Raw genomic sequence first — 13,371 nt, 5'->3', positions numbered from 1 at the left:
GTCGAGTCTGCCACCGGCCGGGGACGGGGCCGTCGGCGGTCAGGACACGGGTGCCGGTCGCAGGCGCCGGACCACCCACTTCTCGAACTCGGCGACGACGAACACCAGCAGGCCCGCCGCGAGCACCTTGCCCCAGTCCGCCCACGAGATCGCGGCGGACCCGAAGATCGCCTGCATGAACGGGGCGTAGGTGAACAACAGTTGCAACGCGGCGCACGCCGCGATCGCAGCAAGCACGTACCGGTTCCCGAACAGCCCGTCGCGGGTGAGGACCGTGTCGCGGATGCGGCGGCTGTTGAGCAGGTAGAACATCTCGGCCACGACGATCGCGTCCACCGCGAGCGTGCGCGCGACCTCCACCGGTGCACCGCGGTCGAGTTCCCACAGGAACAGGCCGAGCGAGCCGACCATCATCAGCACCGACACCATCACCACGCGCCAGACGAAGAAGCGGGACAGCAGTGATTCCCCGGGCGGTCGCGGCCTGCGGAGCATGACCGACTTCTCCGTCGGTTCGAACGCGAGCGCCAGACCGAGGGTGCTGACGGTGGCGAGGTTGATCCACAGCACCTGCGCGGGTGTGAGCGGCAGGGTGAGCTGGAAGAGGATGGCGGCGATGACCACCAGCGCCTCACCGCCGTTGGTGGGCAGCATGAAGAGGACGAACTTCTTCAGGTTGTCGTAGACGCCGCGGCCCTCGCGGACTGCGGCGGCGATGCTCGCGAAGTTGTCGTCGGCGAGAACGACGTCGGCCGCTTCCTTGGCGGCCTCGGTTCCGGTCATGCCCATCGCGACCCCGACGTCGGCCCGCGCGAGCGCCGGCGCGTCGTTCACACCGTCCCCGGTCATCGCCACGACGTGACCGCCGGCCTGCAGGGCACGCACCAGACGGAGTTTGTGCTCGGGACTGGTGCGCGCGAAGATGTCCGTCTCCGCGACGACCCGGCGCAGTTCCGCATCGTCGAGGGTCTCGATCTCGGCGCCGGTCATCGCCCGCGAACCCGTGCCGAGACCCATCTGCGCCCCGATCTCGGCGGCGGTGGCGGCGTGGTCACCGGTGATCATCTTCACCGTGATCCCGGCGCGGTGGCATTCGCGCACTGCCGTGATCGCCTCCTCGCGCGGCGGGTCGATGATGCCGACCAGAGCGAGCATCGTGAAGTCGTGCCGGGCGTCTTCGAAGGCGAGCACGCCGTCCTCCGGTTCGCGGTCGCGGAACGCGAGGGCCAGCACGCGCAGGCCCTGGGCCGCGATCTCGTCGGCGCGGCGGGTCCAGTAGGCCTCGTCGACGGGGCGTACCACGCCGTCGGCGCCGAGCTGGCCGGTGCAGGCGACGAGGACCCGCTCCGGGGCGCCCTTGAGCAGGATGCGTTCGCGGCGACCGTCGTCGTGCGGGTGCAGGGTCGCCATGAACTTGTGTTCGGATTCGAACGGGACGACATCGAGGCGCGGCCACCGCTCGTGGGCCGCCGCGGTGGGCAGGCCGGCCTTGCGGCCGAGGACGACGAGCGCTGCCTCGGTGGGGTTCCCGTGCACCTCCCACACGCCGTCCTCCTCGACCACCTCGGTGTCGTTGCACAGGACACCGGCGCGGACGGCCAGGTCGAGTGCCGGGTCGGTATGCGGATCGACCGGATCGCCGCTCGCGGCGGCGATGATCGAACCGATCGGCGCGTAACCGACACCGCCCACCTCGACGGTGCGGTGCGCACACACGACCTTCTGCACGGTCATCTCGTTGCGGGTCAACGTGCCCGTCTTGTCGGAGCAGATCACCGTCACCGAGCCGAGGGTCTCGACGGCAGGAAGGCGCCGGATGACGGCGTTGCGCCGGGCCATGCGTTGCACGCCGAGGGACAGGGCCACGGTCATCACGGCCGGGAGTCCCTCGGGGATCGCGGAGGCGGCCAACGCGACGACGAGTGTGAACATCTCCGCCGGGCTCTCGCCGCGCCACACGACACCGAGCACGAAGGTCACGGCGGACGCCAGGAGGATGACCGCGGCCAGCCACCGGCCGAAGCGGCCGATCTGCTCGAGCAACGGTGTGGCCGCGCGGTCGACGCCCGACAGCAGAGTGTTGATGCGGCCGAGTTCGGTGTCGGAGCCGGTCGCGATCACCACGCCGTCACCCTGGCCGAAAACCGCGACGGTGCCGGTGAAGCACGTCGATCTGCGGTCGCCGAGTTCGGTGTCGGCGTCGACCGGGTCCGGTGTCTTGGCGACGGGCACGGATTCACCGGTCAGGGCGGCCTCGTCGATGCGCAGCTCACGTGAGCTCAGGATCCGCAGGTCGGCGGGGACGCGGTCACCGGAGGCGAGGCGCACCACGTCGCCCGGCACGAGATCTGCCGCGGGGATGTCGACGATCCGGCCGTCGCGGTGGACCCGCGTCCGGGGCGCGAGCATGGCACGGATCGAGTCGAGCGCGGACGCGGCGCGACCCTCCTGGACGAAACCGATGAGCGCGTTCACGATCACGGCGCCCATCAGGACTGCCGTGTCTATCCAGTGGCCCAGGAATGCGGTGACGACAGCGGCTGCCATCATCACGTACAGCAGGACGTTGTGGAACTGTCGCAGCAGTCGCCACCACCAGCGATCCGAGCGGGGAGCGGGCAGCGCATTGGGTCCGTACACCTCCAGCCGGCGGGTCGCCTCGGCCGTGGTCAGTCCCGCTTCGGTGGTCTCGAGCCGGGCGAGCGTGTCACCGGAATCGAGTGCGTGCCAGGGGTGGCTCATTACCGATACTTTACTCAGTGTTGCTTCCGCGGGCACCCCGGGACGGCGGTTATCCCGGACGCACGAGGGGCACCACCGCGGTCGGTGGTGCCCCTCGGCAAACGAGCGATCGTCAGAAGGAGTGCTCGGGCCCCGGGAAGGTGCCCTGCGCAACCTCTGCTGCGTACTGTGTGGCGGCGCGGCGCAGTTCGTCGCCGACCTGCCCGAACTTCTTGACGAACTTCGCGGTCCTGCCGCTGGTGTAGCCGGCCATGTCCTGCCAGACGAGCACCTGCGCGTCGCACTCGTTGCCGGCACCGATGCCGACGGTCGGGATGCTCAGCTTGCGGGTGACCTGCCCGGCCAGGTCGGCCGGCACCATCTCCATCACGACGGAGAAGGCACCTGCCTCCTGGACGGCGATCGCGTCGGCGACGAGCTGCTCGGCGCCGTCGCCGCGGCCCTGCACACGGAACCCGCCGAGCGTGTTCACCGACTGCGGGGTGAAGCCGATGTGGGCCTGCACGGGGATGCCGGCGGCGGTGATCGCGGCGATCTGCGGAGCCATCCGCTCGCCGCCCTCGAGCTTCACCGCGTGGGCGCCGCCCTCCTTCATGAACCGTACGGCCGTGGCGAGGGCCTGATCGGGCGAGGCCTCGTACGAGCCGAACGGCAGGTCGGCGACGACGAGCGCGTGCGGAGCACCGCGCACGACGCCGCGGACGAGGGGGAGGAGTTCGTCGACGGTCACGGGCACCGTGGTGTCGTAGCCGTAGACGACGTTGGCTGCGGAATCGCCCACGAGCAGGACGGGGATACCGGCCTCCTCGAAGATGCGGGCGGAGGAGTAGTCGTAGGCCGTCAACTCTGCCCAGCGGCGGCCTTCGGCCTTCATCGCCTGCAGGTGATGGACTCGTGTCTTGCGCTTGGGGGTGTCGGCAGGGGCTGCAGCGGAGGCCGCGCCGCCGTATACGGACGTCACGTTGTCGGACATCACTGTCCCTTTCTTCCTCGAGGCCCTCGGGGTCCCCGGGTCGGGTGATGACTGTCTCAGTCTGCCACTCCGCCCGGAGAGCGCGAAGGCCGCGCAGCGGTGCGATTCGTCACACCGCACGACCGCTCGGAGGGGAGTGCAGGTCGTGTCGCTGCAGGCCGGCCGAAGCGTGGCACGATCGGATCGTGCCCCACCCTGCTCGCGCGCGCATCCGTCGTCTGTCCGTCCTGGCGCTCGTGGCCGCTGCCGCGGCGACCGCGTGCGGTGACACGGTGCAGGAACAACGACAGCCGTCGGCGGTCGGAGTGGTTCCGGGACTCGAGCGGTTCTACGAGCAGGACGTCGACTGGGAGTCGTGCGGGCCGTACGGCGCCGACGGGCCGATGATGGTGCGGCAGGGTGTCGAGTGCGCACGCATCGAGGTTCCCCTCGACTACGAGGACCCGAACGGTGAGGTGATCACCCTCGCGGTGTCGCGACTGCCCGCCGGTGGCGACCGGATCGGTTCCCTGCTGGTCAACCCCGGTGGCCCGGGCGCCTCGGGACTGTCCACCGCGCTCGCGGCCGACGGCACCGTCCTCGCCGACCGCTTCGACGTGGTCGGCTTCGACCCCCGCGGTATCGGATCGTCCGAACCGGCGGTCCGCTGCCTCACCGATGCCGAGTTCGACGCCGACCGCGCTGTGGACGACGGGGACACGAGCCCCGAGGGCATCGCCGCGACGGAGAAACGCAATCGTGAGTACGCGGAGTTGTGCGCCGAACGCAACGGCACGGATCTGCTCGCGCACCTCGGCACCCGAGAGGTCGTGCAGGACATGGACGTCCTCCGCGGGGTCCTCGGGGACGACGCATTGACCTATCTCGGCTATTCCTACGGAACCCGGCTCGGCACCCTCTACGCCGAGGCCTTCCCTGGCCGGGTGCGGGCGATGGTGCTCGACGGCGCGATCGATCCGGAGCAGGACCCGGTCGAGGAGATCGTGCTGCAGGCCGAGGGTTTCCAGAAGGCGTTCGACGAGTTCGCGGTGTACTGCGCGCAGTACGCCGGGTGCCCGCTCGGCAGCGATCCGGCTCGGGCAGCGGAGCGGTTCCGTACGCTCGTCGACCCTCTGCTCGACGCTCCGGCACCCACCACCGATCCGCGCGGGTTGAGCCACCGCGACGCCATCACCGGTGTGCAGCAGGGCCTGTACTCGCCGACCCTGTGGGGTTCACTGCGCGGCGGGCTGGAGTCGCTCGCGACGACCGGCACGGGCGACACCCTGCTGCGACTCGCCGACCTCTACGAGGGTCGCGGTGAGGACGGCACCTACAGCAACATCACCGACGCGTTCAACGCCGTCCGGTGCGTCGACGACCCGCCGGTGACCGACCGCGCCCTCGCGGGCGAACTCGACATGCGGTTCCGCACGGCGGCGCCCTTCCTCGACGACGGCCGCGGCACCGGATCGGCGGCCCTGGACGTGTGCGCCTTCTGGCCCGTTCCGGCCACGGGGGAGCCGCACACCCCCGATGTCCGCGATCTGCCGCCCGTGCTCGTGGTCTCGACGACCGGTGATCCGGCGACGCCCTACGATGCGGGAGTCGAACTGGCAGCCCGGCTCGGTGGTGTCCTGGTGAGCTTCGAGGGCACGCAGCACACCGTCGTCCTGGACGGCAACGCATGCGTCGACACCGCTGTGACCAGCTATCTTGTGGATTCGACGGTGCCGGAAAACGATCCTCACTGCTGACCGTCGACGAACGTGAGCGACACGCCATCCGCAAGTGGCACCTGATGTAACACGGAATTAACGGATTGTGCCTAGTCTCGCGAGTATGGATCGCCAGAAGGAGTTCGTGCTCCGCACCCTCGAAGAGCGCGACATTCGGTTCGTGCGCCTGTGGTTCACCGACGTCGTCGGCACCCTCAAGTCGGTGGCGATCGCGCCGGCCGAACTCGAAGGAGCCTTCGAGGAGGGCATCGGTTTCGACGGCTCGGCCATCGAAGGCTTCTCCCGGATCTCCGAAGCCGACATGGTCGCGCGTCCCGACGCCACCACTTTCCAGGTGCTGCCCTGGGTCGACGATCGGGGTCACCAGTACTCGGCCCGGATGTTCTGCGACATCACCATGCCCGGCGGCACCCCCAGCTGGGCCGACCCCCGCCACGTGCTGCGCCGCCAGCTCAACAAGGCCTCCGATCTCGGCTTCAGCTGCTACGTGCACCCCGAGATCGAGTTCTTCCTCGTCGAGGACGGCCCCGAGGGGAGCGCCCCGGTCCCGGCCGACATCGGCGGCTACTTCGACCAGTCCGTGCACCGCTCGGCCCCGCACTTCCGGCGTCACGCCATCGACGCTCTCGAGTCCATGGGCATCTCGGTGGAGTTCAGCCACCACGAGACCGCGCCCGGCCAGCAGGAGATCGACCTGCGCTACGCCGACGCGCTGTCCATGGCCGACAACGTCATGACCTTCCGCTACGTGGTCAAGGAGATCGCGATGCAGGAGGGCGTGCGGGCCACCTTCATGCCCAAGCCCTTCCGCGACCACGCCGGCTCCGCGATGCACACCCACATGTCGCTGTTCGAGGGCGAGACCAACGCCTTCCACGACCCCGACGACCCGCTGCAGCTCTCGGCGACCGGCAAGGCGTTCATCGCCGGTGTCCTCGAGCACTCCAACGAGATCAGCGCCGTCACCAACCAGTGGGTCAACTCCTACAAGCGTCTCGTGCACGGGGGAGAGGCACCCACGGCCGCGTGCTGGGGCCCGTCGAACCGGTCCGCGCTCGTGCGCGTCCCGATGTACACGCCGAACAAGGCATCGTCGCGTCGCGTGGAGATCCGCACCCCCGACTCGGCGTGCAACCCCTACCTGACCTTCGCAGTGCTGCTCGCGGCCGGTCTGCGCGGCATCGAGAAGGGCTACGAGCTCGCCCCCGAAGCAGAGGACGACGTGTGGTCGCTGACCTCCGCCGAGCGTCGCGCCATGGGCTACCGCGAACTGCCTACCGATCTCGACATCGCGCTGCGCGAGATGGAGAAGTCCGAACTCGTCGCCGAAACCCTCGGTGAGCACGTCTTCGACTACTTCCTGCGCAACAAGTGGCGGGAGTGGGAGAACTACCGCAGCCAGGTCACCCCCTTCGAACTCGAGCAGTACCTGGGGTTGTAAGCGACGATGGAAGCGTGGTGAGACCGCCCAGCGCGCGTTCGGTAGTTCCCGGCCCCGGTCGGCTCGGCCTCGTCGAGCCGACCGCCCCCGCCGAGCTCGCTCGACTCGGATGGAACGACGCCGACAGCGTCGAACTGCTGTGGGCGCTGTCCCGTGCCCCCAACGCCGACCTGGCCCTGCGCACCCTCGCGCGCCTGGCAGACGCGCTCGGTGACGACTGGGCCGAACTCGACTCGGCGCTGCGCTCCGACACGCGCCTGCGCGGCCGGTTGTTCGGTCTGTTCGGGGCGTCGTCGGCGCTCGGCGACCACATCGTCGCCAACCCGGATCGCTGGAAGATGCTCGCGGGCAGCGCGGCGCTGCCCGACAAGCACACCTTCACGGCGCGGATGCTCGACAGCGTCGACGCCGAACCCGAGCCCGACGGACGTCCCGGCCGGCTGATCCACCGGGCCGGGCTCATCGGCCCGCACGCGGTCGCGGCGCTGCGCACCACCTACCGCGACCAACTGATGCTGATCGCCGCCGCCGATCTCGCGGCGGTCGTCGAGAACGAACCGGTGCTGCCCTATCTCGAGGTCGGGGCGCTGCTCGCCGACCTCGCCGACGCGGCGCTGACCGCGGCCCTTGCGGTGGCCGTGTCCACGGTGATCCCGGAGGGCCCGTGCCCGATCGACCTCGCCGTCATCGCGATGGGCAAGTGCGGTGCGCGCGAGCTGAACTACGTCAGCGACGTCGACGTCGTCTTCGTCGCCGAACCCGCCGACGCCCGCGCGAGCCGGATCGCCGGCGAGATGATGCGCATCGGCACGTCGGCCTTCTTCGAGGTCGACGCCGCGCTGCGACCGGAGGGCAAACGCGGCGAGCTCGTCCGCACCCTCGAATCCCACGTCGCCTACTACAACCGGTGGGCCAAGACCTGGGAGTTCCAGGCACTGCTCAAGGCACGGCCGATGACCGGGAACCTCGACCTCGGCCGCCGGTACATCGACGCCCTGAGCCCGATGGTGTGGACCGCCTCCGAACGCGAGGACTTCGTGCCCGACGTGCAGGCGATGCGCCGCCGGGTCGAGGAGATGGTGCCCCCGGAATTACGCGAACGCGAACTCAAGCTCGGACGCGGCAGCCTCCGCGACGTCGAGTTCGCCGTGCAGTTGCTCCAACTCGTGCACGGTCGCGTCGACGAATCGCTGCGCGTGCCCAACACCGTCGAAGCGCTGTGCGCGCTCGCCGACGGCGGTTATGTCGGGCGCGACGACGCCGCGAACATGCGGGCGTCCTACGAGTTCCTCCGCCTGCTCGAACACCGGCTCCAGCTCCAGCGGCTCAAGCGGACCCACACCCTGCCACCGCCCGAGGACCGCGAGGCCCTGCGGTGGCTCGCGCGCGCCGCGCACATGCGGCCGGACGGGCGCAAGGACGCCCTCGGCGTGCTCGAATCGGAGATCAAGCGCAACTCGTCGCGGATCCGGAAACTGCACGCGCGCCTGTTCTACCGGCCGCTGCTGGACTCGGTGAGCAAGCTCGACAAGGAAGCGCTGCGGTTGTCGCCCGACGCGGCCGTCCGCCAGCTCGCCGCGCTGGGGTACAACGGCCCGCAGCACGCGATGGAACATCTGGCGGCGTTGTCCGGGGGAGCCTCCCGCAAGGCGCGCATCCAGGCACTGCTGCTCCCTCAGTTGCTCGAATATCTCGGCGAGACAACCGATCCCGACGCCGGTCTGCTCGCCTACCGGCGGCTGTCCGATGCGCTCTACGACACGGTCTGGTTCCTGCGGGTGCTGCGCGACGAGCCGGCCGTCGCCGAACGTCTCATGACGGTGCTCGGCTCGTCGGCCTACGTCGCCGATCTGCTGGTGAAGTCTCCCGAGGTCATCCGCCTGTATGCCGACGCGTCGACCGGGCCGCGGCTGCTCGAGGCGAACCCGCCCGAGGTTGCGCGCGCCCTCGTCGCATCGTCCTCGCGCTACTCCGACCCCGCTCGCGCCATCGCCGCCGCGCGTTCGCTGCGCCGCGCCGAACTCGCGCGCGTCGCGAGTGCCGACATCCTCGGCATGCTCGACGTGCCGCAAGTGTGCCGGGCGTTGTCCACGGTATGGGCGGGTGTCCTCGAAGCCGCGCTCGACGCGGTGATCCGGGGCTCGGAACAGTCCCGCGGACCGGCGCCGGCGCGTATCGCAGTGATCGGGATGGGCCGGCTGGGAGGCGGCGAACTCGGCTACGGATCCGACGCGGACGTGCTGTTCGTGTGCGACCCGCTGCCGGACGCCGACGAGACCGATGCGGTCAAGTGGGCCACGAGCATCGCCGAGCAGGTGCGGCGACTCCTCGGCGCGCCGAGCACCGACCCACCGCTCGAGGTCGATCTGGATCTGCGTCCGGAAGGTCGCAGCGGGCCGATCGTCCGGACGTTCGCGTCCTACCGGGCGTACTACACGCAGTGGGCCGAGGTGTGGGAGGTGCAGGCGCTGCTGCGTGCACACGCCGTCGCGGGCGACCGCGAACTCGGCACCCGCTTCCTGCACATGATCGACGAGGTGCGCTATCCGGAGGGCGGGGTCTCGCAGGAGGCCGTCCGCGAGATCCGGCGCATCAAGGCACGTGTGGACTCCGAGCGGCTGCCGCGCGGGGCCGACCCGGCCACCCACACCAAACTCGGACGGGGCGGCCTCGCCGACATCGAATGGACCGTGCAGCTGCTGCAACTCCAGCACGCCTACCGGCTCCCGGCGCTCCGCACGACCTCGACGCTCGAGGCCCTCGACGGCATCGGCGCCGCCGAGCTGCTCAGCGCGACCGACGTCGAACTCCTGCGCACGGCATGGATCACCGCGACGGATGCGCGGAACTGTCTCGTGCTCGTCCGCGGCAAACCGACCGACCAGCTCCCGGGGCCGGGACGGCTGCTCGAAGCCGTTGCCCGCGTGACGGGGTGGCGTGGTGAGGACGCGTCGGAGTTCCTCGACCACTACCTACGCGTCACGCGTCGGGCGCGGGCGGTCGTCGAGCGGGTGTTCTGGGACTGACGGACCGTCAGTCGCAGAAGACGACGAGTGCGAGTCCTCGCCAGACCTCGACCTCGGTCTTGTCCCACTCCTTGTTCTCGTGGTCCCAGTCGTACTCGACCTCGACGTCGTAGCCACGGTCGCGTTGCTCGGTCACCCTGCAGTTCTGCATGGTGCTGCCGGACCGGTTGAGGATGATGTAGGGGACTCCCGCGTCGGAGAGCACCTGCTGTGCCTGCTCCTGCGACATGCCGACGACGGAGATGTCGGTCTGGGCCGCTGCGGTGCCTGCGAATGCGACGGACAGAGGGACGGGGGACAGCATGACAGCGGCGCATGCTGCCGAAACGAGGGATCTACGCATGGTGGCCTCCCGAGGAGACGTGTCGTTCGGATACGGACCACGTCGCATCCACTCCCCCGCGAGCGGGTGTGACGAACATCACCAAAGCTGTGTCCTCACGGTACACCCGTGTGCAGTACGGCTGTCCAGTCGGTTTCGGCTCGGCGGACCTGCGCACGACCCCCTGCACACGACGGAGCCACCCGCCGAACACGACGGGTGGCTCCGGGACGGTGCGTCAGGCGCGGTCGTGGACCGCCGGCGCGGTCACTTCTTCAGATCGAAACGATCCAGGTTCATCACCTTCGTCCAGGCCGCGACGAAATCGCGGACGAACTTCGGGCCGGCATCGTCGGTCGCGTAGACCTCGGCGAGCGCCCGCAGCTGCGAGTTGTGCCCGAAGACCAGGTCAACGGCGGTCGCGGTGTACTTGACCTGATCCGATCCCCGAGCGCGTCCTTCGTAGACGCCCTCGCTGTTCTGCGAGACCTTCCACTCGGTCCCCATGTCGAGCAGATTGACGAAGAAATCGTTCGTCAGGGTCTGCGGGCGGTCGGTGAAGACCCCGTGCTTGCTGCCGCCGTGATTCGCGCCGAGCGCACGCAGACCGCCGACGAGCACCGTCGTCTCGGGCGCGGTCAGCGTCAGCAGATTGGCGCGCTCGAGGAACAGCTTCTCGGGCGGAAGCTTCTCGCCACCGCGCAGGTAGTTGCGGAAACCGTCGTGCTTCGGCTCGAGCACCTCGAACGACTCGACGTCGGTCCACTCCTGGCTCGCATCGGTGCGGCCGGGGAAGAACGGAACCGTGATGTCGTGTCCCGCATCCTCGGCGGCCTTCTCCACCGCGGCGTTACCGGCGAGCACGATCAGATCCGCCAGGGAGACCTTCTTGTTGCCGCCCGAGCCGTTGAAGTCCTGCTGGATACCCTCGAGGATCTGCAGCACCTGTGCGAGCTGCTCGGGTTCGTTGGCCTCCCAGTCCTTCTGCGGCTCGAGCCGCACGCGTGCACCGTTCGCACCGCCGCGCTTGTCGGTGCCGCGGAAGCTCGCCGCCGACGCCCACGCGGTGGCGACGAGCTGCGGGATCGTCGCTCCCGAGTCGAGGACCTTCGCCTTGAGTGAGGCGATGTCGCTCTCGTCGATCAGCTCGTGGTCGACGTCCGGCACCGGGTCCTGCCAGATCTGCGGCTCCGGGATCCACGGTCCGCGGTACCGCGAGATCGGACCCATGTCGCGATGCAGCAGCTTGAACCACGCCTTGGCGAACTCCTGCTCGAGTTCCTCCGGATGGTCGAGCCAGCGCCGGGTGATCTCGCCGTAGATCGGGTCGTAGCGCAGCGCGAGGTCGCTGGTGAGCATGCCCGGCGCGTGCTTCTTCGCCGGGTCGTGGGCGTCGGGCACGGTGTCCGCGCCGGCACCGCCCTTCGGCGTCCACTGCCACGCCCCGGCGGGGCTCTTGGTCTTCTCCCACTCGTAGGCGTACAGCGTCTCGAGGAAGGTGTTGTCCCACTTCGTCGGAGTGGGCGTCCAGGTGACCTCGAGGCCGCTGGTGATCGTGTCGCCACCGGCGCCGGTGCCGTGCGAGTTCTTCCAGCCGAGACCCTGCTGTTCGAGCGGGGCACCCTCGGGTTCGGGACCGAGATTGTCGGCGGGAGCGGCACCGTGCGTCTTGCCGACGGTATGACCACCGACGATGAGCGCAGCCGTCTCGACGTCGTTCATCGCCATCCGGGCGAACGTCTCGCGGATGTCGCGTCCGGACGCGAGGATCTCCGGGTTGCCGTTGGGTCCTTCGGGATTGACGTAGATCAAACCCATCTGCACGGCGCCCAGCGGGCCCTGGAGTTCGCGCTCACCGGCGTAGCGCTCGTCGCCGAGCCAGGTGTCCTCCGGGCCCCAGAAGACCTCGTCGGGCTCCCAGATGTCCTCGCGGCCGAACGCGAAGCCGAACGTCTTGAACCCCATCGACTCGTAGGCGCAGTTGCCGGCGAAGACCAGCAGGTCGGCCCAGGAGAGCTTGCGGCCGTACTTCTGCTTGATCGGCCACAGGAGGCGACGCGCCTTGTCGAGGCTGACGTTGTCGGGCCAGCTGTTGAGCGGCGCGAACCGCTGCGCACCCTTGCCGCCGCCACCGCGACCGTCGGCGATGCGGTAGGTGCCGGCCGAGTGCCAGCTCATGCGGATGAACAGACCCCCGTAGTGACCGAAGTCGGCCGGCCACCAATCCTGGGAATCCGTCATCAGGTCGATCAGATCCTGACGGAGCGCCTCGACGTCGAGGGATTCGACTTCCTTCGAGTAGTCGAAGTCGGGTTCCAACGGATTGGACAGCGGTGAATGCTGGTGCAGCACCGTGAGATCCAGCTGGTCCGGCCACCAGTCCTGATTGGTCCTCGGCCGGTGCGGTGACGGCTCGGGGGAGGGGACTGCCGGGTTTTCGCTTTCGGACACTGCGGTTTCCTTCCGGATCAGGGTCGATCGGACCGATTCAGGGCTGTTGTCGTGGATCGTCGCTCGAACAGTCGCGGCACAGGCCCCAGAAGACGACATCCGCCTCGTCGACGTCGAAACCTGCGTCGTCCACCGGTGACAGGCAACGCGAGTCGCCGATGGTGTGGTCGACATCCGAGATCGCGGCACAGGACCGGCAGACGAGGTGGTGATGACTGTCGCCGACACGCACCTCGTACCGCGCGTGGAAACCTGCGGGCTGGATTCGCCGGAGCAGGCCGTGTGCCGAGAGCGCGTGAAGGATGTCGTACACGGTGTGCCGGCCGATGCCGGGAACGACGTCGCCGACCGCGTCGAAGATGCGATCGGCATCGGCGTGCGGGTGCTCGTGCGCCGCATCGAGCACCGCCAGACGCTGTCGGGTCACGCGAAGACCGGCTGCGCGTAACCGCTCGGAGAAATCCCGCGTCGAGGGCACGTGCCCACTATGGACCACTTTTCTGGAATCGGTCGCGATTTCGCCGGATTCGATGACGAACGAACGCATCTCGCGCGCCGAACCGGGGCTTGCTACTGCTGCAGCAGGGGCGAACCCCGGTTCGGCGCGCGAGGATCCCGGAGCGGAAGGGGCGCAGACAAGGCGAGAGGCCGCCCGTCCCGGAAGGGACGAACGGCCTCTCGAAGAGTGCTTACCGGAC

The 13,371-nt window shown here is 69.2% G+C and carries 8 protein-coding genes; 3 read left to right on the top strand and 5 right to left on the bottom strand.

Annotated features, from left to right (window positions below; all coding sequences use genetic code 11):
- Window positions 1–39 precede the first annotated feature (39 nt).
- Together C6Y44_RS15760 and panB are read right to left on the bottom strand one after the other, a co-directional pair.
- On the bottom strand, window positions 40–2,742 hold the full coding sequence (locus C6Y44_RS15760; protein WP_159418022.1) for a cation-transporting P-type ATPase: 2,703 nt from the start codon (window positions 2,740–2,742) through the stop codon (window positions 40–42).
- A gap of 112 nt (window positions 2,743–2,854) precedes the next feature.
- Window positions 2,855–3,715, bottom strand: coding sequence for a 3-methyl-2-oxobutanoate hydroxymethyltransferase (panB, locus tag C6Y44_RS15755; RefSeq protein WP_159418023.1), 861 nt, complete (start codon window positions 3,713–3,715; stop codon window positions 2,855–2,857).
- A 185-nt stretch (window positions 3,716–3,900) separates the two neighbouring features.
- Between panB and C6Y44_RS15750 the strand changes: the two genes are divergently transcribed.
- The 3 genes from C6Y44_RS15750 (at window position 3,901) to C6Y44_RS15740 (ending at window position 9,900) form a co-directional block, all read left to right on the top strand.
- On the top strand, window positions 3,901–5,451 hold the full coding sequence (locus C6Y44_RS15750) for an alpha/beta hydrolase (RefSeq protein WP_159418024.1): 1,551 nt from the start codon (window positions 3,901–3,903) through the stop codon (window positions 5,449–5,451).
- 85 nt (window positions 5,452–5,536) lie between these two features.
- Window positions 5,537–6,874 (top strand): type I glutamate--ammonia ligase, encoded by a 1,338-nt coding sequence (glnA, locus tag C6Y44_RS15745; protein ID WP_024101316.1) that lies wholly within the window; start codon window positions 5,537–5,539, stop codon window positions 6,872–6,874.
- Between the two features lie 14 nt (window positions 6,875–6,888).
- The gene (locus C6Y44_RS15740; RefSeq protein WP_024101315.1) at window positions 6,889–9,900 is read left to right on the top strand and encodes a bifunctional [glutamine synthetase] adenylyltransferase/[glutamine synthetase]-adenylyl-L-tyrosine phosphorylase; all 3,012 of its coding nucleotides are present in this window, start codon (window positions 6,889–6,891) and stop codon (window positions 9,898–9,900) included.
- Window positions 9,901–9,907: 7 nt separating this feature from the next.
- On the opposite strand, the gene C6Y44_RS15735 is transcribed toward C6Y44_RS15740, so the two are convergent.
- The 3 genes from C6Y44_RS15735 to C6Y44_RS15725 form a co-directional block, all read right to left on the bottom strand.
- Window positions 9,908–10,243 carry a hypothetical protein gene (locus C6Y44_RS15735; protein WP_024101314.1) on the bottom strand — a complete coding sequence of 112 codons (336 nt, stop codon included), beginning with the start codon at window positions 10,241–10,243 and terminating at the stop codon, window positions 9,908–9,910.
- Between the two features lie 246 nt (window positions 10,244–10,489).
- Window positions 10,490–12,673: a catalase/peroxidase HPI gene (gene katG, locus C6Y44_RS15730; protein ID WP_174247021.1), complete on the bottom strand. Its 2,184-nt coding sequence runs from the start codon at window positions 12,671–12,673 to the stop codon at window positions 10,490–10,492.
- Window positions 12,674–12,710: 37 nt separating this feature from the next.
- The gene (locus C6Y44_RS15725) at window positions 12,711–13,151 is read right to left on the bottom strand and encodes a Fur family transcriptional regulator (RefSeq protein ID WP_192378489.1); all 441 of its coding nucleotides are present in this window, start codon (window positions 13,149–13,151) and stop codon (window positions 12,711–12,713) included.
- Window positions 13,152–13,371: the final 220 nt, after the last annotated feature.

Origin of the sequence: Rhodococcus rhodochrous (assembly GCF_014854695.1) — a bacterium.
In the GTDB taxonomy this organism is placed as follows: domain Bacteria; phylum Actinomycetota; class Actinomycetes; order Mycobacteriales; family Mycobacteriaceae; genus Rhodococcus.
The sequence above is the reverse complement of the archived record's forward strand: the minus strand, read 5'-3'. Positions and strand labels throughout refer to the sequence as shown.

What these genes read in the sequence shown, in the direction of transcription:
- C6Y44_RS15760 (WP_159418022.1), bottom strand. Translation starts at nt 2,742, where the DNA reads ATGAGCCACCCCTGGCACGCACTCGATTCCGGTGACACGCTCGCCCGG.
- panB (WP_159418023.1), bottom strand. Translation starts at nt 3,715, where the DNA reads ATGTCCGACAACGTGACGTCCGTATACGGCGGCGCGGCCTCCGCTGCA.
- glnA (WP_024101316.1), top strand. Translation starts at nt 5,537, where the DNA reads ATGGATCGCCAGAAGGAGTTCGTGCTCCGCACCCTCGAAGAGCGCGAC.
- C6Y44_RS15735 (WP_024101314.1), bottom strand. Translation starts at nt 10,243, where the DNA reads ATGCGTAGATCCCTCGTTTCGGCAGCATGCGCCGCTGTCATGCTGTCC.